General features: G+C 42.4%; 25 protein-coding genes. 14 read left to right on the top strand and 11 right to left on the bottom strand.

From position 1 onward, the window contains the following. Window positions 1-7: 7 nt before the first annotated feature. The 3 genes from N0M92_RS08015 to N0M92_RS08005 all read left to right on the top strand — a co-directional run bounded on the left by N0M92_RS08015 (window position 8) and on the right by N0M92_RS08005 (window position 3,072). Window positions 8-1,486 carry an o-succinylbenzoate--CoA ligase gene (locus N0M92_RS08015; protein WP_260285256.1) on the top strand — a complete coding sequence of 493 codons (1,479 nt, stop codon included), beginning with the start codon at window positions 8-10 and terminating at the stop codon, window positions 1,484-1,486. After that, the gene (menC, locus tag N0M92_RS08010) at window positions 1,483-2,586 is read left to right on the top strand and encodes an o-succinylbenzoate synthase (protein ID WP_260285255.1); all 1,104 of its coding nucleotides are present in this window, start codon (window positions 1,483-1,485) and stop codon (window positions 2,584-2,586) included. The genes N0M92_RS08015 and menC overlap by 4 nt, the downstream gene beginning before the upstream one ends. 339 nt (window positions 2,587-2,925) lie before the next feature. Further along, the gene (locus N0M92_RS08005; RefSeq protein ID WP_153246142.1) at window positions 2,926-3,072 is read left to right on the top strand and encodes a hypothetical protein; all 147 of its coding nucleotides are present in this window, start codon (window positions 2,926-2,928) and stop codon (window positions 3,070-3,072) included. A 47-nt stretch (window positions 3,073-3,119) separates the two neighbouring features. On the opposite strand, the gene N0M92_RS08000 is transcribed toward N0M92_RS08005, so the two are convergent. Together N0M92_RS08000 and N0M92_RS07995 are read right to left on the bottom strand one after the other, a co-directional pair. Next, on the bottom strand, window positions 3,120-3,815 hold the full coding sequence (locus tag N0M92_RS08000) for a response regulator (protein WP_260285254.1): 696 nt from the start codon (window positions 3,813-3,815) through the stop codon (window positions 3,120-3,122). Next, the gene (locus N0M92_RS07995; protein WP_260285253.1) at window positions 3,808-5,418 is read right to left on the bottom strand and encodes an ATP-binding protein; all 1,611 of its coding nucleotides are present in this window, start codon (window positions 5,416-5,418) and stop codon (window positions 3,808-3,810) included. Before N0M92_RS07995 ends, N0M92_RS08000 begins: the two co-directional genes overlap by 8 nt. 140 nt (window positions 5,419-5,558) lie before the next feature. On the opposite strand from N0M92_RS07995, the gene N0M92_RS07990 reads away from it, so the two are divergent. After that, entirely contained in the window at window positions 5,559-6,623 is a 1,065-nt protein-coding gene (locus tag N0M92_RS07990; RefSeq protein WP_260285252.1) for a DctP family TRAP transporter solute-binding subunit, read from the top strand. Window positions 6,624-6,687: 64 nt separating this feature from the next. Here the strand turns inward: N0M92_RS07990 and N0M92_RS07985 are convergent, their stop codons facing one another. Both N0M92_RS07985 and yidD read right to left on the bottom strand, forming a co-directional pair. Further along, window positions 6,688-7,638: a metal ABC transporter solute-binding protein, Zn/Mn family gene (locus tag N0M92_RS07985; RefSeq protein WP_260285251.1), complete on the bottom strand. Its 951-nt coding sequence runs from the start codon at window positions 7,636-7,638 to the stop codon at window positions 6,688-6,690. A 121-nt stretch (window positions 7,639-7,759) separates the two neighbouring features. Then, the gene (gene yidD, locus N0M92_RS07980) at window positions 7,760-7,981 is read right to left on the bottom strand and encodes a membrane protein insertion efficiency factor YidD (RefSeq protein ID WP_397443826.1); all 222 of its coding nucleotides are present in this window, start codon (window positions 7,979-7,981) and stop codon (window positions 7,760-7,762) included. Between the two features lie 209 nt (window positions 7,982-8,190). On the opposite strand from yidD, the gene N0M92_RS07975 reads away from it, so the two are divergent. Continuing rightward, window positions 8,191-8,664 (top strand): S-ribosylhomocysteine lyase, encoded by a 474-nt coding sequence (locus N0M92_RS07975; protein WP_137019600.1) that lies wholly within the window; start codon window positions 8,191-8,193, stop codon window positions 8,662-8,664. Between the two features lie 37 nt (window positions 8,665-8,701). Here N0M92_RS07975 and ytzI read toward each other — a convergent pair whose 3' ends face one another. Next, a complete protein-coding gene (ytzI, locus tag N0M92_RS07970) occupies window positions 8,702-8,857 on the bottom strand; it encodes a YtzI protein (protein WP_192206822.1) in 156 nt (51 codons plus the stop codon). 124 nt (window positions 8,858-8,981) lie between these two features. On the opposite strand from ytzI, the gene N0M92_RS07965 reads away from it, so the two are divergent. Beyond that, the gene (locus N0M92_RS07965) at window positions 8,982-9,422 is read left to right on the top strand and encodes a Dps family protein (RefSeq protein WP_192206821.1); all 441 of its coding nucleotides are present in this window, start codon (window positions 8,982-8,984) and stop codon (window positions 9,420-9,422) included. Between the two features lie 96 nt (window positions 9,423-9,518). Here N0M92_RS07965 and N0M92_RS07960 read toward each other — a convergent pair whose 3' ends face one another. After that, entirely contained in the window at window positions 9,519-9,785 is a 267-nt protein-coding gene (locus N0M92_RS07960; protein ID WP_370662567.1) for a DUF6154 family protein, read from the bottom strand. 225 nt (window positions 9,786-10,010) lie between these two features. Here N0M92_RS07960 and N0M92_RS07955 point away from each other — a divergent pair, with 225 nt between their 5' ends. Further along, the gene (locus N0M92_RS07955; RefSeq protein ID WP_260285248.1) at window positions 10,011-10,361 is read left to right on the top strand and encodes a hydrolase; all 351 of its coding nucleotides are present in this window, start codon (window positions 10,011-10,013) and stop codon (window positions 10,359-10,361) included. Window positions 10,362-10,459: 98 nt separating this feature from the next. Beyond that, window positions 10,460-10,930: an RNA deprotection pyrophosphohydrolase gene (gene ytkD, locus N0M92_RS07950; RefSeq protein WP_260285247.1), complete on the top strand. Its 471-nt coding sequence runs from the start codon at window positions 10,460-10,462 to the stop codon at window positions 10,928-10,930. 148 nt (window positions 10,931-11,078) lie between these two features. On the opposite strand, the gene N0M92_RS07945 is transcribed toward ytkD, so the two are convergent. Genes N0M92_RS07945 through N0M92_RS07935 form a run of 3 tightly spaced genes read right to left on the bottom strand, consistent with a single transcriptional unit; the run spans window position 11,079 to window position 13,659 of the window. Then, window positions 11,079-11,870 carry an ABC transporter permease gene (locus tag N0M92_RS07945; protein ID WP_250211718.1) on the bottom strand — a complete coding sequence of 264 codons (792 nt, stop codon included), beginning with the start codon at window positions 11,868-11,870 and terminating at the stop codon, window positions 11,079-11,081. After that, window positions 11,860-12,630, bottom strand: a complete 771-nt coding sequence (locus N0M92_RS07940) for an ABC transporter ATP-binding protein (protein WP_260285246.1) — start codon at window positions 12,628-12,630, stop codon at window positions 11,860-11,862. Before N0M92_RS07940 ends, N0M92_RS07945 begins: the two co-directional genes overlap by 11 nt. 27 nt (window positions 12,631-12,657) lie before the next feature. After that, complete coding sequence (locus N0M92_RS07935; RefSeq protein WP_397443823.1) at window positions 12,658-13,659, bottom strand: ABC transporter substrate-binding protein; 1,002 nt, start codon at window positions 13,657-13,659, stop codon at window positions 12,658-12,660. Window positions 13,660-13,792: 133 nt separating this feature from the next. On the opposite strand from N0M92_RS07935, the gene N0M92_RS07930 reads away from it, so the two are divergent. The 4 genes from N0M92_RS07930 to N0M92_RS07915 all read left to right on the top strand — a co-directional run bounded on the left by N0M92_RS07930 (window position 13,793) and on the right by N0M92_RS07915 (window position 16,366). After that, window positions 13,793-14,584, top strand: a complete 792-nt coding sequence (locus N0M92_RS07930) for an alpha/beta hydrolase family protein (protein ID WP_260285245.1) — start codon at window positions 13,793-13,795, stop codon at window positions 14,582-14,584. Between the two features lie 38 nt (window positions 14,585-14,622). Beyond that, on the top strand, window positions 14,623-14,865 hold the full coding sequence (locus N0M92_RS07925; RefSeq protein ID WP_076370015.1) for a DUF2584 domain-containing protein: 243 nt from the start codon (window positions 14,623-14,625) through the stop codon (window positions 14,863-14,865). A gap of 221 nt (window positions 14,866-15,086) precedes the next feature. Further along, on the top strand, window positions 15,087-15,551 hold the full coding sequence (locus tag N0M92_RS07920) for a DUF523 domain-containing protein (protein ID WP_260285275.1): 465 nt from the start codon (window positions 15,087-15,089) through the stop codon (window positions 15,549-15,551). Window positions 15,552-15,592: 41 nt separating this feature from the next. Continuing rightward, complete coding sequence (locus N0M92_RS07915; protein ID WP_260285244.1) at window positions 15,593-16,366, top strand: sulfite exporter TauE/SafE family protein; 774 nt, start codon at window positions 15,593-15,595, stop codon at window positions 16,364-16,366. 142 nt (window positions 16,367-16,508) lie between these two features. Here the strand turns inward: N0M92_RS07915 and N0M92_RS07910 are convergent, their stop codons facing one another. Together N0M92_RS07910 and wecB are read right to left on the bottom strand one after the other, a co-directional pair. Beyond that, window positions 16,509-16,697 (bottom strand): Fe3+ hydroxamate ABC transporter substrate-binding protein, encoded by a 189-nt coding sequence (locus N0M92_RS07910; RefSeq protein ID WP_260285243.1) that lies wholly within the window; start codon window positions 16,695-16,697, stop codon window positions 16,509-16,511. Between the two features lie 171 nt (window positions 16,698-16,868). Continuing rightward, window positions 16,869-18,005, bottom strand: a complete 1,137-nt coding sequence (gene wecB / locus N0M92_RS07905; RefSeq protein WP_260285241.1) for a non-hydrolyzing UDP-N-acetylglucosamine 2-epimerase — start codon at window positions 18,003-18,005, stop codon at window positions 16,869-16,871. A gap of 196 nt (window positions 18,006-18,201) precedes the next feature. Between wecB and N0M92_RS07900 the strand changes: the two genes are divergently transcribed. Together N0M92_RS07900 and N0M92_RS07895 are read left to right on the top strand one after the other, a co-directional pair. Next, window positions 18,202-19,407, top strand: a complete 1,206-nt coding sequence (locus N0M92_RS07900) for a glycosyltransferase family 4 protein (protein WP_311202527.1) — start codon at window positions 18,202-18,204, stop codon at window positions 19,405-19,407. A 23-nt stretch (window positions 19,408-19,430) separates the two neighbouring features. Then, the gene (locus N0M92_RS07895) at window positions 19,431-20,747 is read left to right on the top strand and encodes a glycosyltransferase (protein WP_260285240.1); all 1,317 of its coding nucleotides are present in this window, start codon (window positions 19,431-19,433) and stop codon (window positions 20,745-20,747) included. Window positions 20,748-20,775 lie beyond the last annotated feature (28 nt).

Here is a 20,775-nt window from a genome sequence, read left to right as displayed (position 1 = left end):
AGCAGCAATGGCAGAAGAAAAGTTGCCGAACTGGCTGAAAAATCGGGCGCATCTTTCACCGGATCGCCCGGCAATTGAGTTTGAAGGTCATACGTATAGCTTTCTTGAACTGCATACATTATCGGAGAAAATGGCTGGTAAGCTGGCAAGCGTTGGTCTGGGCGCTGGCGATTCATGTGCGGTTTTGCTCCGTAACCATATTGATGGTGTCGTCGTTATCCATGCACTACTTTATCTCGGTGTGAAGATTGTGATGCTGAATAATAAGCTAACGGCAAAAGAGCTGTCCTGGCAGATTGGGGATAGTGGATCTGCCCATTTGGTATCAGAAGGCTCCTTCTCCGGCAAACTCTCTGATATTGGTGGGATTCTCCCAGAATTGAACCTTCATTTAATGGAAGAATTGCCGGATGGCACTGCGGAGATACTTCAAGAGTTTTACCTTGAGGATACCGCGACCATCATGTACACATCAGGTACGACAGGAAATCCAAAAGGAGTGATCCAATCATTCGGCAACCATTGGTGGAGTGCCGTCGGGTCGGTTCTGAACCTTGGATTGCATGAGGAAGATTCGTGGTATTGTGCTGTTCCCATCTTTCATATTAGCGGTTTATCCATCCTGATGAAAAATGTGATATATGGCATGAAGGTCGTTTTGGCAGAACGTTTCGATGAACGGGAGGCAAACCGGAGTATCCAGGAAAATGGCGTGACGATCATTTCGGTCGTGACGACAATGCTGAATAGGATGCTGCAGGATTTGAAGGGAGCAAGCTATCCGGCAACGTTTCGCTGTTTCCTGTTGGGCGGCGGCCCTGCACCCGTCCATTTACTTGAGGTATGTAAGGAGAAAGGGATTCCCGTCTATCAAACATATGGGATGACCGAAACGTCTTCACAGATTGTAACACTGGCACCGGAGTATAGCATGACAAAAATCGGCTCGGCGGGAAAGCCTTTGTTTCCTTCGCAGTTACGGATAGAGAAAGACGGAACGATGTGTGAACCGGGTGCAGTGGGCGAAATCGTGGTTTCAGGTCCGAATGTGACGAAAGGCTATTTTAATCGGCTGGATGCTACACAGCAGGCCATTACCGATGGATGGCTTTATACTGGGGACCTTGGTTATCTCGATGAGGAAGGCTTTTTATATGTGCTTGACCGACGCTCGGATTTAATCATTTCCGGCGGTGAAAATGTCTACCCGGCCGAGATCGAAAATGTCCTAAGTAAGCACCCAGATGTTTTCGAAGCGGGAGTAACGGGGACTGACGATGAAAAATGGGGACAGGTCCCACTTGCCTTTGTCGTCTTGCATCAAGGCGCAGAACTTGATGAGAGCGAACTGCTGGAATATTGCAGGGGATATTTGGCATCATATAAAATTCCCCAGAATGTGATTTTTTGCAAGGAGCTTCCCCGGAATGGAGCAAGCAAGCTTTTGAGACGGGAACTGAAGAAGGAAATGGGGGAATGGCAATGAAGTTATCCTCCATTTCCCTTAAGCTCATTAAGGCCCCTTTAAAGCGGTCATTCAAGACGCATCTTGAAACGGTAAGCGATCGGGAAGTGATAATTGTCGAAGCCATGGATGAAGACGGATTGATTGGATACGGGGAAGCTGTTCCTTTTACAAGTCCTTGGTATACCGAGGAAACGATCAAGACATGCTTTCATATGCTGGATGATTTCTTAATTCCGCTGACATTGGCCAGTCAGATCAGGCACCCTGATGAGCTGCCGAACTTATGGAGCGGAATCAGACGGAATGCGATGGCGAAGTCGGCTTTAGAGCAGGCAATCCTTGATTTATATGCGAAGCAGAAAGGAATCTACCTCGGACGGCTGTTTGGCGGCGAACGAAGCGAAGTGGCCGCTGGTGTAGTCGTTGCATCCAATGACATAGAAGATGCGATGCGCCAGATCGAGGATTTTTCCGGATCTGGGTATCAGCGTTATAAAATAAAAATCAATCCTCAAAGTGATCTGGAGTTTTTAGGGGAAATACGTCGGGCCTATCCCGATATCCCGCTAATGGCAGATGCCAATTCAGCGTACAGTCTGGGTGACATCCCGCATCTTCAGAAGCTTGATTCGTTTAAGCTGATGATGATTGAGCAGCCGCTTGGACATGACGACATTGTGGAACATTCTTTTTTGCAGAAACAACTGCAGACACCCATTTGCCTTGATGAAAGCATAAATTCATTTCATGATGCCAAAAGTGCACTGTCGCTCCAAAGCTGTGGGGTGATCAACATTAAGATGGCTAAAGTCGGCGGCTGGATGGAAGCTGTAAGAATCCATGATCTATGCCTGGGTAATGGTGTCCCCGTTTGGTGCGGCGGTATGATTGAATTTGGCATTTCACGTGCACATAATATCGCACTTGCCACATTAAAAGGATTCACGATTCCCGGGGATATATCATCTTCATCCCGTTATTGGGAAGAGGATATAATCGATCCCGAAGTCATTGTCGAAAATGGCATGATCCAAGTTCCCGATAAAGCTGGAATCGGTTTTGCCATCAATGAAAAACGATTAAAGGAATTGACTACATATAGTAAACTGTACAAATGAAAACATCAAAAGAGGTGCATTACGGCCTCTTTTGATTAAAATATTGATAATCTTCCTTTTTTCCTCCCACGTTTTGTGTAACTCACCCTTTTAGTATTTTTTTGACAGGAATCCCACCCTTTTGGTAAATGATTTAATAGGATAAATAAAATATAAGTTTGAAGTTTCGATTGGCATCCCCCGATCCATGATTTTTTAAAGGGTATGACTGGTTAACCTAGGCCCTGATAAACTATATTTTTTTCGGAAAATGGGGTTTTGTCTATTTTTTCTTTATTGGATTATTTTGTATAATGAAATCAAAAGAATGGCAAACAAGGGAAAGGGAGGGGAGCGTGTATGAAAAAACCGTACCTAATTGCGGAAATTCTACTGAGAAGAGGCATGCCTGACTATGTCATAAAAGAAGTGACGGCTTTGAAGGAATGCGAGCTGTTTCTTTTGAAGAGAAAGTGGGGCCTCTATGACCGGAAGACAGGTGCGTAAAGAATTGAAGTAAAAAGGGAACCGTTCCGAGCCGGTCCCCATGCGTTTTAAGGCTTACTAAGCCGGTACCTATTGACAGGGCGGCCTATGCTGCCATACTGTACGTCAAGCTGAAGGACTTCTTCGCCATGCAAGTATTCGAGATAGCGCCTTGCTGTAACTCTGGCGATACCAATCCCATCAGCCACTTCTTCTGCAGATAGCGACCCAGGCTGGGTCTTTATGAACTTCGTCACTTGCTCAAGAGTCGCGCCATTCAATCCTTTGGGAACATCATATTTCGGACTCGCTTCAGAATGTGTTTTATTTTGAAAGAGAATTCGGTCGAGCTGGGTTTGAGAAATTTGATGGTCAGGTTCAACCTCCATCCGAAAAGCGAAGTATTGTTCCAGCGTATGTTTTAGCCTATCGAATTTAAATGGCTTGATTAAATAGTCAAAAGCCCCGTTCTGCATCATTTTTCTGATCGTTTTCTGATCATTTGCCGCTGAAATGATGATGACATCCACATCAATTTGCTCTTTTCTGATTTGATAAAGTGTATCAACCCCGTTTAAAGAAGGCATGAAGATGTCCAAAATGACAAGGTCGGGTTTAGACTGCCTGATTTTTTCCAGACCTTCAAGCCCGTTTGAAGCTGTATCAACGACTTTAAAAGCAGGCAGGCGCTCAATGAACTGTTTGTTGACCTCTTGGACCATTGGGTCGTCTTCAATTAAAAGTACACGAATTTGGTTAGTCATTTTGGTTCTCCTCTATATCGTGCATGGGAAAAGAAAGAAAAAAGCTTGTTCCTTCGTTAGGGCGTGTTGTGAATTTCATCTCGCCGTTCGCTTTTTTTACAATTTGGTCTATTAGATAAAGACCAATTCCTGATCCTTCCGCACCTTTTGTTGTAAAACCATACTCGAATATATCTTTATGAATGTCCTCGGGAATGCCGGGACCATTATCCTCAAGCACGATTTGACAATGACGTTCATCCTGGTAGATGGATAAATAAACTTGTTTTGTTTCCTCAGAACAATGCTTTAGCGCTGCATATGAGTTTTCGATCAGGTTTCCGATTATCAAAACAAAATCGTGATGATCCAAATCAGCGGGGAATCGGTCCAATTTCGTGTGCTTGTCCATGATGAGCTCGATTCCGAGTTCCCGTCCCAATGAGATCTTACTTAATATCAGCCCCACTAAATTATCATCGTGAATGTGCTTCGTTAAAAACCTGGTCAATTCCTCTTGTTCTTCCGTGATCTGAAAAATGTAATGCAGTGCTTCGTCAAGATTACCGAGCTGGATCAATCCTGCTATCGTATGAAGTTTGTTCATATGTTCATGGTTTTGAACACGCAGGGCTTCAACGAATGCTTTGACACTAGTCAACTCTTCAGCTAGCTTCGTCACATCGGTGCGATCCTGGAAAATGGCTACGGCACCGATCGTTTTATCCGCAATCTTTATCGGTACCCGGTTGCTTACAATATTCCTGTTTTGAACGGAGATTTCCTGATTGAAGATGGGAGATGTCCGATCAAGCACTTCCGGGAGACGGGTATCGTGTATAATATCATTGATATTCTTGCCGATGACTTCACCGTTGATATTGAATATTTGCTTAGCCTTTTCATTGAAAATCGTGATCGTTTCATTATTATCTATGGCGATGACCCCTTCATGCATCGCGTTGAATGCGGCTGTCCTTTCAACCAACATCCGTGAAATTTCATGTGGTTCAAGTTGGAAGGTCTCTTTTTTTATCCTTCTTGCCATGAGCCATGAGCCGCATACCCCGAATAGAAGTGTAAGGACCAGGATAATCGCGATTTCGCCTTTCAGATCCTTGATTAACTCCGGTATCGTAGGCAAGATATTCCCAACCAGGACGACGCCGATTTGCTCTCTATCTTTATCAAGGATCGGGACAAAGGCGCGGACGGAAATGCCAAGTTCGCCAGCCGCCTTTGAAAGATACTCATGCTCAGCGAAAGCAGCGCTTTCATCACTGCTTTCCGAAGGGGTCCCCAATTGGCTGAACACCGGATGGGAATAACGTATATGCTGATTGTTGAGCACAACTATATAATCTGCTTGATGGATTTTCCTTAAGTTTTCAATAATCGGATTGAGCTGCGTCCATCCTTCGGGCTTACGGACCAATTTTTGTACTTCTGGGAGTTCGGCAATGGTATGGGCAGTGATCATGGATCGTTTGCCGATTTCATCTTCCTTGACTGAAACGATGTTTCCGAATATAAAAATCCCGCCTATTAGTATCGAAAAAGCGACGATTACGAATGATAGCAGGGTGATTTTAATTTGAATGGGCATATGAAAGGATTTATCCATTGTTTTTCCTCCATTACTTCTATACTTTATAGTAACAGAATTTCTATCACTTTTCGCCATTTTTCGCGCATTGTATTACGACAGTAAAAAGCTGTGATAGAATAGTGATAATGTGAAGTGAGCGGTGAGGAGTTGTCGGTATGCGTGCATTATGGGGGTACTTATTATTAATTGGCCTGGGGCTGTTGATAGCAGTGTATATATCGTTTCAATCGTTCTTTACAAGCTTCGGTTTCAATTTGCCGAAGGATGAGGAGCAGGTCGGGATGAAGGATCAAATCGTGATTAAGTTCAGTCATGTCGTTGCCGAAAATACACCTAAAGGGCAAGCTGCGAACAGGTTTGCCCAACTTGTCGATGAATATACAGATCATCGTGTCAAAATTGAAGTTTACCCTAATCAGTCATTATATAGTGACCATGAAGAAATCAAGGCATTACAAGAAAACAAAGTGCAGATGATTGCTCCAACTACATCTAAAATTACGAGCATATCAAAGAAATGGATGCTATTGGACCTTCCATACGTCTTTCCGACGGACGCTGCTTTGCAGGAAGCATTGAATGGGGAAGTGGGGGAAGAGCTGCTTAAGCAGCTGAATACCATCGATATAGAGGGACTCGCATTTTGGTCGAATAACTATAAACAGATTACAAGCAGTAAACCGATACGGCATCCAAGGGATTTTGCCGGAAAGAATTTTAGAATCATGCCAAGTGCAGTCCTGGAAAGCCAATTCAAGCATTTTGGGGCGACAACTTCTGTGCTGGAGTTTAATGAAACGTTTAAAAGCCTTGAAATCAATGAAACGGACAGCCAGGAAAATACGATTTCGAATATCTATTCCAAGAAATTATATGAGGTGCAAAAATATTTAACGATCAGTGATCATGGCTATTTAGGCTATGTCGTCATGATAAATAAGCCGTTTTGGAACAAACTCCCGTTGGACATTCAGCAGCAAATCCAACGGGCGATGGATGATACAACGAAATGGCTATGGATCAAATCAAATGAATTGAATCAGGAACAGCTTAAGGAAATCCAGCAAAAATCGAATATCGACATCTATACACTGTCAGATGAAGAAAAGAAGGAATGGATGGATGAGATGACCGTCATCTATCCGGAATTCGAATCAACGATCGGAACAGAATTGATGATGAAGATGGAAAAGATCCGTGATAAGCATTTAAACGAATAACGAAAACACTCATTAAATAGCAGGGGACAAAAAAAGAGCGGACCCAATGGGCCGGCTCTTTTTCCTATTGCAATGCAGTTTGAAGTGTCTTGATATTTTTTTCCATTAAACTGAAGTAATCTTCACCGGCTTCGATATCTTTATCCGTCAACACGGAAAGGTTATGGAGCTCAAGTGATTTCGCTCCCATTTCCTTTTGGATGATCTCGGTTAGTTTAGAACTGATATTCTGCTCATAGATGACGTAGTTCAAGTCTTCCTTTTCAGCCATGGTCACGATTTTTCCCAATTCCTTTTGAGAAGGTTCGTTTGAAGACGTTAGTCCTGTGACGCCAATTTGTTCCAATCCATAGCGCTCCTCCCAATAACCATATGCAGAATGGGAAACGATGATCTTATTGGTACGGCCCGACTCGATCGTCGTCGCAAAATTTTTATCAAGTGCCTCAAGCTTTTCGGAAAGCTTGTTGAAATGATTGTTGAAATATTCTTCCTGTTCCGGCATTTTTTTCGTTAACTCGTCCTTGATGGTTTTAGCCATGTCAATGGAATAGATGGGATCTAACCACAAATGCGGATTAACGCCCCCATGGTCATGACCGTCTTCTTCATGTGAATGTTCCTCTTCGTGTGCATGCTCATCTTCATCAAGATGAACCGTCTCACCCACCGCAATCGTTCTGACGCCTTCTTTGCTTAGAATTGGTTCAGCCTTGGTTACAAAGCCTTCTAGATTATAGCCAATATAGAAAAATAGGTCTGACTCAGCCATTTTTACAATATCTTTTTGAGAGGGTTCGAATGAATGTTCATCCGTTCCGGGAGGATAAACCGTCTCGACATTTACGTACTTCCCGCCAATGGCCTCCGTGAAGTACTGTAAAGGGTAAACCGTCGTATATATATCTAAGGCATCCTTGGTTTCATCTTTTCTCGATTCTTCCTTTGAGTTGCCGCAGGCTGACAGAAATACTGCAGTAACAAGGAAAAGTGAGAGCAATGCTCGGATTTTCATATGAAATGCTCCTTTATAATTCGTATTGATTACGATTTGAATGTTATGTGGTAAAAACGAAATGATTACGATTTGACTTCTGTATGATACAAAAGATTGCAAAAGAAAGCAAGGTTTTTTTCTATTGGCCCTTACTTTTTTCTTTTTTCTCGGGAACAAGGTCAATGCCCCCTGGATGAAACGGATGACATTTAAGAATCCGGGTGAGTGCTAACCAGCTTCCTTTTATAGGTCCGAAACGATTGATCGCTTCCAAACCATAATGGGAACAAGTTGGATAAAAACGGCAAGTAGGCGGTTTTAATGGAGAAATGGCAACTTGGTAAAAACGGATGATTCCCATTAATATTTTTTTCAACACAAGGCTTTCATCTCTTTTCGAGTAAATTCACTACCCTTCATTATAGCATATTTTCTAGGTTTCCAATAAGGGTAAAAAAGGAATAAGCATAGGGGTAATCCGATAGATATAATAAGAATTATTTTTAATGGATGAAATATATTGTTATTCAAGGTAAAATAGAGATGACATACAATTAAGGAGTGAATTAAATGCCTTCAGTTGAAAGCTTTGAATTAGATCATAATGCTGTTAAAGCCCCATATGTTAGACATTGCGGTGTCCATAAGGTAGGAACAGACGGTGTTGTTAATAAATTTGATATCCGTTTTTGCCAGCCGAATAAACAAGCGATGAAGCCGGATACGATCCATACCCTGGAACACTTGCTTGCATTCAATATCCGTAAACATTCCGAGCGCTACGATCACTTTGATATTATCGATATTTCGCCAATGGGATGTCAAACAGGATATTACCTTGTTGTCAGCGGTGAGCCGACAGTGACGGAAATCATCGATGTTCTTGAAGATACATTCAAGGATGCTGTTACAATTACTGAAATTCCAGCTGCAAACGAAAAACAATGCGGCCAAGCAAAATTGCATGATCTTGAAGGGGCCAAGAAATTAATGAATTTCTGGCTTGCACAAGATAAAGAAGATCTTCATAAAGTTTTCGGTTAATAAAAAAGTTCCTGTCCTATTGTGACAGGAACTTTTTTCATTTTTCGGGTTCTCCTTTTTCCCCCTCTTCCTTAGGCAAAGGATCGATGGGATCCACTGTATGCTTGTAGCTGTACCCTTTTCCGATTGTTAGGACCGATAAGGCCAATACAATCAGAATCACAATGATGGAGATGACTAAAACCGTAATCATACTTCACAGCTCCTAACGTTCACAATTTAGATTCATTTTAGCATAAGAACCGTAGCAGATAATGTTTCAATTTTCGAATAGAGGGAATTATAAAGGTATAACCAAATTACGGAGGTAGATATTCATGGTTCAGAAAAAATTGGGAACTTTAGTGAATAAGGAAATTGCAAACTTCAGTGTTCTTTATACGAAAATTCATAATTACCACTGGTTCGTGAATGGACCGCACTTCTTTGAACTTCACCAAAAATTGGAAGAGTTATATAAAGAAGTGACATCCAACTATGATGAATTGGCTGAAAGGTTATTGGCCATTGGTGAAAAACCGGTCGCTACGCTTAAAGAGTACATGGAATTGACGACGATCGAAGAAGCGACAGGTAATGAAAATACAGAAGATATGGTTCAAAGCGTCATCAGTGATTTTGAGAAGCTTTCCGAAGAGTTCCTGGAAATCATCGAAGTTGCCGAAGAAGAAGATCCGGTTACGGCTGATATGCTGACAGGCATGAAGAAAAGCCTAAACAAACATGCTTGGATGCTGCGTGCGTATTTAGGACATTAAGATTTAGGAAAAGCCCTGCTTCGGCAGGGCCTTTTTTTTAGGTTAAAACAATAAAAAAGGCATCCATCAAAAGAGGGACACCGGACAAAGTATGTATTAGTGAATATTCCTAGGCGGAAAATGTGTAGGTTTCGTGTCGTTCAAACTATTTTGAGCGAACTTACCTTTTAACGTTTCAATAATGTAAAGGCCCATTAAATTGGTCAGTTCTTGATCATCCATCTCTTGAAGCAATTCGAAAATTTCCTTACGGTCAAGCTGTTCCAGAACCGCAAAAGTAAGCATATCAATATCTTCTTCATCACCAGTCATCTTATCGCGGTACATATTGTATAATTCTTCAATTAACTTCAAAACTCTCACCTCACATTTATTAGAATCCGTTATCTCTTTATATGTAGGTTATCAAAAAAAACTCTGGGTGCATATAAAAATCTTAAGGGATGCTTGGGCTTATTATATGTTTTACCCTTTGAAAGATACTTTAATCTATTATTTAACATCTTTGGTCTTCTGTAAACAAAATTTTCCATTGTATGAAGTAGAGAAATACGTGAAAAATAAGCGTAGGATATATGGAAAGGGTGGATGAATGTGTCTGAAAACAGGAAAAAATATTACATTTGGCTTCCGAATGGGCAGATAACACAAGATAGGGAAAGTTCTCCATGGAATTTCGAAATCGAGGCGACCGATAATGAAATCATCAAGTTACGTGAATTATTTGATCATAATTATTCAATAGGTGAAGAAAATTTTTACCGCGCACATGTTCCATACCTTCAATACCATTTTGACCGTGAAAATGATAAACAGGATATCACTCTCCAAAAAATTTACGAGATGATTTATGCTCTAGGTACCGATGAAGGAAAACGGCATATAGAAAGCATGGGGATTTTACAGGCAAAACCAACTGACGATGGCCTCGAATATTGAGGGTCCATCGTTTTTTTGATGTGATGCAGATTCTAGCTTTTACCCATATAATGAAAGAAGGACATAGCATTATTTCTTTAACGGAGAGAAGGGGAAAAATGAAGCGTTTTCTTGATAAGAACGGATATAAGGTGGAATACTCCGAGGATCCTGTCTTTGGAGAGTCTTGGCATGTTTTAGTGCTCAGCAGATATAAAGGCAGGTGGGTATTGACCAAACACAAAGAGCGGGGATTGGAGTTCCCCGGAGGAAAGCGGGAAGCAGGGGAATCGATTGAAGAAACGGCCATAAGGGAAGTGTATGAAGAAACAGGAGGCTTGGTGGGCCAGCTGCAATTTTTGGGACAATATAAAGTACATGATCCAGTAAAGCCATTCGTTAAATCAATATACTACGCTGCATTAAGTGAAGTAGAGAAGAAACAGGATTACCTGGAAACGGAAGGCCCGATCTTTTTGGAAGCATTGCCGGAGGTACTCGGTGAGGAGTTCAGCTTCATCATGAAAGACGAGATTGTACCAATGAGCTTATCAAGACTGGATGATGCCATTTTGCTGAGAAACGAGTAATCTGTTGAACTCACGAGTAAAAGGCCTGAATTCACGAGTAAATGGGTGAAACTCACGAGTAAATCGCCGAAATTCACGAGTAAATCGCCACAGACTCAATTCATTCTAAGCATGAATGAAAAACTGCCGAGGGTTATCGGCAGTTTGGTTAGTCTTTGATTAATTTTCGCTCGAGAAGTTCTACTAGTTGATACATGATTGTGGCAAAGACGGCAATGATCATCAAGGCAAGCATTACGAGGGTGAAGTTGAAGACTTGAAAGCCATAAATGATGAGGTAGCCGAGTCCTTTGGCCGAAACTAGGAATTCCCCCACGATGACGCCGACCCAGGAGAGGCCGACATTCACTTTCAATGTCGAGATGATCGTTGGGAAGGAGGCGGGTAAGATGGCTTCCCGAAAAGCTTGTGTTCTTGTGGCGCCAAAAGTTTGGAGTACCTTCAGGTAGTTCGGGTCGACTTCGCGAAATGCAGTGTAGACGACGATGGTGGTGATGATGATGGAGATGATCGCCCCCATCGAGATGATGGATGGAAAGCCAGGGCCGAATGCAACGATGATGATGGGGCCGAGTGCAACTTTCGGCATGGCATTTAAAATGACGAGATAGGGGTCAAGTGTTTTGGATAATCTTGGCGACCACCAAAGCAGGGATGCGAGGATCGTTCCAAGCAGTGTCCCTATGATAAAGCCGAGAACGGTCTCGAATAGCGTCACTCCGGAATGGGATAGAAGTGTTCCATCACCCAATTTTTGTATGAAAAGATGCCATACTTTGGTTGGGGAGCTGAAGATGAGCGGATCAATCCATTCCATCCGGGAAAAAAGTTCCCAACTGCTGAAAAAAACGATGAAAATCAGGATCTGATAAAAGCGTATGAGCCTGTTTTCCTTTTTTAATTTGGTTTTATATTGGTTATGAAGCTGTTCAATATTCAAGGCTCTCAAGCTCCTTCCAGATCGTTTGGAATAGCATTGGATAATGTGTGTGGTTGCGTGCATGGAAAGGCGTCAGTTCACGCAGTTCATCGGGTACCTCGAATGTTTTGTGCACGCTTCCCGGGTTCGCGGAAAACAGATAAATGCGGTCACTCATTGCGATGGCTTCACCGATATCATGGGTGACTAGCACGGCTGTCTTTCCGAAGGATTTCAGGGTTTCAAAAACTAGGTCTTCCAGCTTCAACTTCGTTTGGTAATCAAGGGCCGAGAAGGGTTCATCAAGCAGAAGGATTTTTGGGTCGACCGCCAGTGTCCGTGCCAGTGCGGCCCTTTGCCTCATTCCGCCTGAGAGTTCGCGTGGATATGATTTTCCGGTGCCTCCCAACCCAACGTCACTTAATAGTTTCAGCGTCTTTATTCTCTCAAGACCTGCATCCTTTTTAATCAGTTTCAATCCTAATAAAACATTTTCTTCTATCGTCTTCCATGGAAATAGATAATCCTGCTGCAGCATATAGCCGATTGAAAGGTCACTGTTGGCCTTCAGCGGTTTGTTTTCGAGCAGGATCTTTCCCGAAGTAGGCGAAAATAGTCCAGCGATGATGGAAAGCAGGGTAGTCTTTCCGCAGCCGCTCGGACCTAGAAAAGAGACGAATTCACCTTTTTCAATGTCGAGGGAAATGTCCGCGAGTGCGGTCGCTGCCGTCTGATTTGAAAAATAAGTATGGTGAATGTCTTGGATCTTTAAAAAGCTCATCGGACATCCTCCTTACCTTAAGTTATGCTATTTTGTGACTTCTTCAGCAAAATCGGTATTGACCAGCTCATCATGGCTTATACGTGAAGGCAGCTCGCCTGCTTCATCCATGATGTTTTGCAGATTGATCCATTCTTCTTCATCAAGAATGGGATCGGTGGCAAATGAACCTTGTTCTTTGTAGCGGTTAATAACTGTTTCCATCGTCTCGAGATTGGTATCTTCAAAATACGGCTGAATGACTTTGGCGATTTCGGCAGCGTCATTTTCCTGAACCCAATCCTGTGCTTTCTTCAATGCTTTCGTGAATTTCTTGACCGTCTCTTTGTCTTCTTTCAAATAACTTTCCTTAGCCATATAAACCGTATAGGGAAGATGCCCGGATTCGGAGCCGAAAGAAGCGACGATATAGCCTTTTCCTTCCTTTTCAAACACACTGGCTGTTGGTTCGAACAGTTGAACAAAATCGCCGGTTCCGGAAGCGAACGCAGTTGCGACATTCGCAAAATCAATATTCTGTATGAGGTTCAAATCTTTTTTCGGGTCTATGTTATGTTTTTTCAATACGAACTCGCCGGCCATTTGGGGCATCCCGCCTTTTCGCTGGCCTAGGAATGTAGAGTTTTTCAGCATATCCCAATTGAAATTGTCAATTTTTTCACGTGAAACAAGAAACGTTCCATCCGTCTGTGTTAATTGAGCGAAGTTGATGACAGGTTCTTTAGAACCTTGTGCCTGAACGTAAATCGATGTTTCAGAGCCGACGAGAGCAATATCCGCCCCATCGGTCAGAAGCGCGGTCATCGTCTTGTCTCCGCCTGCCGTCGTTTTCAAATCAATGCTGAGACCCTCATCTTTAAAAAAACCTTTTTCAATCGCTACATATTGCGGTGTATAGAAAAGGGAGCGGGTTACTTCGGCAACCCTGACTTTCGTTGTTTCCTGTTCCTTGTTGCCACATGCTCCAAGCGGGATCACCAGCATGCACAGAAGTAAAAATACGACACCTGCTTTACACCATTTTTTCAAAATTCCTTCCTCCTTGATATAGGTATTTTGCCTACCTTATCGTATGAACGGATGAAAAAAATGTGAATGCCTCTCAGGGGATAAAAACAAGCGGATGTTTTACAATAAGAATAGAGAGAAAGGAGAGTGGAAATTGGAGAACGGAACGATTATTTCAAAACGGCGGTTTCCATCACCGCATCCACGAATCCATCTTTATTCAGTCACATACATATCACAAGGCCTGAAAGTAAAGGGGCTGCTAGCTGAACCGGTTGATGGTGAAATACATGACGCTTTCCTATATTTACGCGGCGGGATAAAAAATGTCGGCAAGGTGAGGCCAGCTAGGATCGTGCAGTATGCTGTTGAAGGCTTCATCGTTTTTGCCCCTTTCTACCGTGGAAATCAAGGCGGGGAGGGAGATGAGGATTTTGGAGGCGAAGATAGATTCGATGCGATAGCAGGATTCAATCTTCTTGAACAGCACCCTCGGGTGAACAAGGATCACATTCATATCCTCGGATTTTCCCGTGGCGGCATCATGGCGCTTTGGACTGGGATATACTGCAGGAATGCAGCATCGATCGTCACCTGGGGTGGTGTATCGGATATGTTTTTAACATATGTCGAGCGTGTCGATATGCGTCGGATGATGAAGCGGGTCATCGGCGGTACACCTAAAAAATGCCCGGATCAATATGAATACCGTACGCCATTGTTTGCAATTGAAGATTTGAATATACCCGTTCTGATCATTCATGGTGAAAAAGATGACAATGTCGCCATTGAACACGCGTACCGGTTGGAAAAAAGGTTGAAAATGCACGACAAAGAGGTCGAAAGCTGGTATTTCCCTCAATTCACGCATTACTTCCCACCCATCGAGAACAGAAAAGTAGTCGAAGATTTAACATCTTGGATGAAAAGTAAAACCGAAAAATGATAGAATGAAATATATATTGGCAAGAGGAGGAGATACACATGGGCATGCCTATGGAGCTAAATACCATGATCGTTACAAAAGGGAACGAAACCCGTGAAGAAGAAAACATTTTTCGGCTTTCGAAAGATGGTTACAGGTTATACCCTATCGATATTCCAATCGATGTCCGCAAGACGATTCAATCTGACTCAAGCGGAACAGCCGTTATCCAAAAAATTGAATGGACAAGTGAAAAGACCATCATTACGTACCAACTACTATCACTGAACTCTACTAACTAAATAGACAAGCGCTTGCCGGGAATCGTCTCGCAGCAAGCGCTTTTTTTGATTTGTTGCCAAATTCGACCCGTGCCCCAACGAAATCGACCGTAAACGTACATCATTCGGCTTACACGCCAATATTTCAATCGACATCTTATCCCTGGTGGATTCAATCTTCGAAATGATTGTCATTAAAAAAATGGTAAAATGGTGTAAAGCGCATGAGGTTGGGTGATTTGATGATTTTGGTGAGTTCTTGTTTAGCGGGTCTTGAGGTTAGATACAATGGTACACACAGCTTGGATGATAGGATTATGGAATTGGTGAAGGAGAAAAAGGCTATAGCGGTTTGTCCTGAGTTGCTTGGCGGTTTTTCGACACCGAGGGATCCTGCGGAGATAGTTGGCGGTGAAGGTGGGGATGTCCTTGATGGAAAAGCGAAGATCATCGAAAAGTCGGGCAGGGATGTAACGGAATTGTACATAAAGGGAGCGAATCTTACGTTATTGAAAGCCCAGGAGTTAGGGGCGACTTTAGTCGTTTTAAAAGAAAATAGTCCATCCTGTGGAAGTGCCGCGATTTATAATGGGGAATTCAAGGGGGAGAAGAAGGCCGGGAATGGAGTGACCGCGGCTTTGCTTAGGCGGCATGGATTCACGGTCATTTCAGAGGAAAAGTTATTCGATTATCTGGATGGAAAATGAGTAAGGCATTATAGATAGTGCTTTTTAAAGAAGGGGAATACATGGAGGATATCAATCTCTATACTTTGCTATTTTTAGTACTTGCGGGTTTTATTGCCGCATTCATCGATTCCGTTGTGGGCGGGGGCGGATTGATTTCCATTCCGGCATTATTGTTCACGGGGATTTCGCCTTCAGCGGCACTTGCCACTAACAAGCTGGCGGGTACAATGGGGTCTTTAACGAGTACGATTTCGTTCATTCGGGCTGGAAAAGTGGATTTCAAATTCGTCATCAAGCTGTTTCCGATTACTGTGATTGGAGCGGCGTTAGGAGCATATGTTGTACATTTCGTTTCCGCAGAGATACTGAAGCCCCTCATTTTGATTTTGCTGGTCATTGTCGCGATTTACACGTTGGTAAAAAAGGATTGGGGTAAAGATGCAAAGTATAAAGGGCTGAAAAGGAAGAAAATGATTCTTTTGATAGTCATAATACTTGCGATTGGTTTTTATGATGGTTTTCTTGGACCAGGCACAGGTTCCTTTTTATTATTTTCATTCTTGATCATCGGGTTTGATTTTGTCCAGGCTGCCGGGAATGCAAGAATATTGAATTTTGGAAGCAATATTGCTGCACTTATCATTTTCTTATCCATGGGGACCGTCAATTTTGCCTATGGAATTCCGATGGGTCTGGCAATGGTTGCAGGAGCATTGGTCGGAACGAACTTCGCAATTAAGAAAGGTGCTTCATATGTACGGATATTATTCATTTGCGTCACGATTTTATTGATTGGGAAAAATGTCTTGAATTATTTTCATGTGTTTGGATGAGATAAAAGATGGTCGGAGATACAAATTGTATTCTCGGCCATTTTTACATTCATTTTGTGAAATTCAAGTCCCGTTGAACGCCAAACTGATCCTTGACCTTGCTTGATTTTTCTGCTAATCCTACTGTTGCGTATCATGATTATCAATTCGGCAGGGAGATGTTATCCTCTTTATCAAAACAAACTTCGCAGATGAAGCTTCCTTCATTTTTTAAATATGCCTTTATTTCAGTCATCCCTTTACGCTTCGGATAACGCATTTTCACAAGAACGACTTCGTTTCCCTTAATTTCTTTACCACATCTAACACACTTGGGATCTTCCCCAAACATCTAAACACCTCCAAGCGATGTAAAGTTATTGATCTACCCAAACTATCACATAGGTATCTAACATTTTCAAATTCAAATTAGGATTAGTTTTATACTCTTTGTTAATCTGGCTGAATAGAAAAAGCCTGCCGCTTATGTGACAGGCTTTTCTCATTATTTTCTTCTGCTTTTTCATAAAGGAAGGGGGGATTTCATTCCGCAATGCTTTAACAGGATTTCGACAATCCGCTGTGAAGCGAATCCATCTCCATATGGGTTGGAAGCTGTCGCCATTTTTTTATAGGTTTCTTCATTTGTAAGTAGGTCTGAGGCTAATTGATAAATTCGTTCTTCCTCAATTCCTGCCAATAAAAGGGTGCCAGCGTCGATTCCTTCCGGACGTTCCGTCGTATCGCGCAGCACAAGGACAGGAACACCAAGTGAGGGCGCTTCTTCCTGCACGCCTCCGGAATCTGTCAATATTAGATGGGCGTGCGCCGCAAAATTATGAAAATCAAGCACCTCAAGCGGCTCTATTAAATGAAGTCTTTCCGTTTCACCAAAAATCCGGTAAGCAATTTCACGGACTACTGGATTTTTATGAAGCGGGAAAACGACTTGGATATCTGTATGATCTACAAGCAGCCGTTTGACGGAACGGAATATTTCTTCCATTGGTTTTCCGATATTTTCTCGTCTATGCGCTGTCATCAATAACATGCGATCTCCATTCAAGCCAGATAGAATCGGATGTTCATAGTCTTTCCGTACAGTTGTTTTCAAAGCATCGATAGCCGTATTTCCAGTAATATGGATACAATCACTCTTTTTATTTTCCAAAATCAGATTCTCTGCCGCCTGATTAGTTGGCGCAAAGTGCAAATCAGCCAAGACGCCTGTCAGCTGCCTATTCATTTCTTCAGGATATGGAGAATACTTATTACCAGTCCGGAGACCAGCTTCAACGTGTCCAATCTGTATCTTATTATAGAAAGCTGCCAAGCTTGCGATGAAAGTTGTCGTTGTATCCCCATGTACGAGGACGATATCTGGTTTTATATCTTTCATGAGCGAACTTAATTTTTCAAGCCCTCGGGTCGTAATCTCTTCTAATGTTTGTCTATCCTTCATCATATCCAAATCGTGATCTGGCTTTATTTGAAAACATTGCAAGACTTGGTCGAGCATTTCCCTATGCTGGGCGGTGACCACCACGATGGTTTCTATTTCCTCTGGATGCTTTTTCAGTTCCAAAACGACTGGTGCCATTTTGATAGCCTCTGGTCTTGTACCAAATACGGTCATGACCTTAATACGTTGTTTAGGCATGCTCATTTCCTCCTCTTCTGAATGTCTTCCCCATTATAACGGGAAGTTCATGGGAAATTTAAAAATGAAACAATAATTAACAGAATTTTTACGATATTAATGAGGACTTTATAATTCTTTAACCTTCAGTTAATATCTGGCATTTACAATATAAAGCAGGAAGCATAGCTCAGCAGAATTGAGGTGATAGGCGAATATGAAAAGCGTCCTGATGATCGTACAAAACTTTTATCCGGAAATCGGAAGTGCGGGAAATAGAATGAAAAATATATATCTCCATTTGAAAAGAAACGGATTTGAGGTAACGGTCATCACATTGAAGCCGAGTTATCCTAATCAAAGTTTATATCAAGATACAAAGTTTTGGGATGAAGAAAGCATTGAAGAAGATGTCATCAGGATTAAACCTGACAAAGTGAAGAGGTATACAAGCAATATGGGGAAGCGGTTGCTTCATTATCTTGAAGCGATGTGGCTTTTCATTTATACAATCATCCGTCTCGAAAAAAAATATGATTATGTGTTCGCCACGACCCCGCCGATCTTCCCGACATTTGCGGCGTTGATCGCCAAGAAGAAGATGAAGGCGAAACTCATTACCGATGTCAGGGATTTATGGCCGGAATCGTTGATAGGAGTCGGGGTATTCACTAATAAGTGGGTTTTGAAAATCGCTTTCTTCCTGGAAAGGAAGCTATATCAGCACTCGGATTTTATTATCATCAATAGTCCTGGTTTCAGGGATTATATCGTTGCAAAGGGAGTCCAGGAAGAGGCCATCCAATTCATCCCTAATTCGCTTACTGCGGATGAGCTGACGTTAAAGAATTTGCTTACACCCGTATCGGAAAACGTAATCAAGGTCGTTTATGCGGGGAATATCGGACTGGCTCAGGACTTGAAAAAACTGATAGCCGTGGCTGAAAAGCTAAGGGTATATAAACAAATCGAGTTCTCGATGATTGGATATGGATATCGGATATCCGAAGTGGAGAAGGAGATAAGCTCTAGAGGGCTGACAAATATTAAGATGATTAATGCGATGAATCGAAGAGTGACCCTTCATGAAGTTTCAACATCCCATATTGCCTATGTGAGCTTGGTTGAAAAAGAAGTCTTCAATAAAGTTTTGCCTGGTAAAATCATCGATTATATGTGTGTCGGAAAACCGATTGTCGGTGATGTGGACGGCAGGGCCAAGAAGATGCTCAAAGAGGCAAAATGCGGGTTGGTGGCAGAGAGCAGGAATGTTGATGAAATCTGTCAACATATCTTGACCATGGCCTCAGATCCAGCACTTCGTGAAGAACTGGGCGAAAACGGTCATCGGTATGCTAAACAACATTTTCAATGGTCTAAAAATATTAAAGGTCTCATCAATGTGATGGAAGCGTCAGGCTGAAAATTCCGGAAGTGGAGGACAACATGGCGAAGAAAGTATGTATGTTCGTGTGGAATCACTTTACAAACGATGCGAGGGTTCTAAGAGAGTGCACAGCACTTACTGAAGCTGGTTATGAAGTCGATTTAATTGCCATTCATAACTGGAAAATCGAGGGATTGCCCAAAAAGGAGAAACACCAAAATGGTTTCTCCGTCACTAGGGTGAATAACCGCTGGGAGGCGCTTCATAGGGTTCTCAGGATCGTAGGCAAATTGAAGAAAAAGAAGTTTGAAATCGTTCTATTGGCCTTATTGGTCTGGAATACGTTGTGGAACTTGAACTTGATCAACGGCTGGCTGGGATCGGGAATACTGTTCGGTTCCCTTGCACTCCTTGCGATGTGCACCATGATCATCACTAAAACGAAGCTGCCCACCCTATTAACAAGGAGCTATATTTTTGGTCAAATGATCTATCATGGCCGGAAAAGGAAATATGATTTCTACCATTCGAATGACTTGAATACGCTCATGCAGGGAGCGATCAGCAGTAAATGGTTGAGAAGAAAAAAACTGATTTATGACTCGCATGAGGTGCAAACGAGCAGAACGGGATATAATAGCCGAATTTACGGGCTGATGGAGAAATTCCTATTAATGTTCGTCGATGAAATGATTGCCGAAAACCATACGAGAGCTAAGTATAACGAAGACTTATATGGTCTGTATCCCAAGGTGGTCCATAACTACCCGATACCAACCAATCCTGAGGAAAGTACGGCCGTGAATTTGCATGAGCTGCTCGATTTGCCAGAGAATGAACCGATATTGTTATACCAAGGCGGCGTGCAAATGGGAAGAGGATTGGAGCAATTGGTTGATGCTGTACCGATGATCGAAGGCGGGACGGTAGTTTTTATCGGGGATGGAAGAATCAAGGACGAATTAATGAAAAAAGTAAGCGACATGAATCTGGAGCATCGTGTGAAGTTCCTGCCGAAGGTTCCGGTCGACGAGCTGCTCCATTATACAAAAAATGCGTATTTAGGTTTTCAGATATTGAATAATGTCTGCTTTAATCACTACTCCGCATCCTCAAATAAATTGTTTGAATATATGATGAGCGGTGTGCCTGTGGTTGCCTGCAGCTTTCCTGAAATTCAAAAGGTTGTCGATACAGAAAAAATCGGTGTGTGTGTCGATTCACATGATCCAAAATCAATTGCCGAAGGCGTCAATTACTTATTGAAACATCCTGAAAAAAGGGCGGAAATGAGCAATAACTGCCTGAATGCGCGACAAAAGTACAATTGGAAACAAGAGAAGGAAATCTTTATCGAAATCTATCACACAGCCTAACGAATGTGAGTGTAGCAGAAAAATAGAT

The sequence above is a fragment of the Peribacillus aracenensis genome, assembly GCF_025175645.1.
Lineage (GTDB): Bacteria > Bacillota > Bacilli > Bacillales > DSM-1321 > Peribacillus > Peribacillus aracenensis.
Note: the sequence above shows the minus strand (reverse complement) of the source record. Positions and strands in the feature narration are given on the sequence as shown.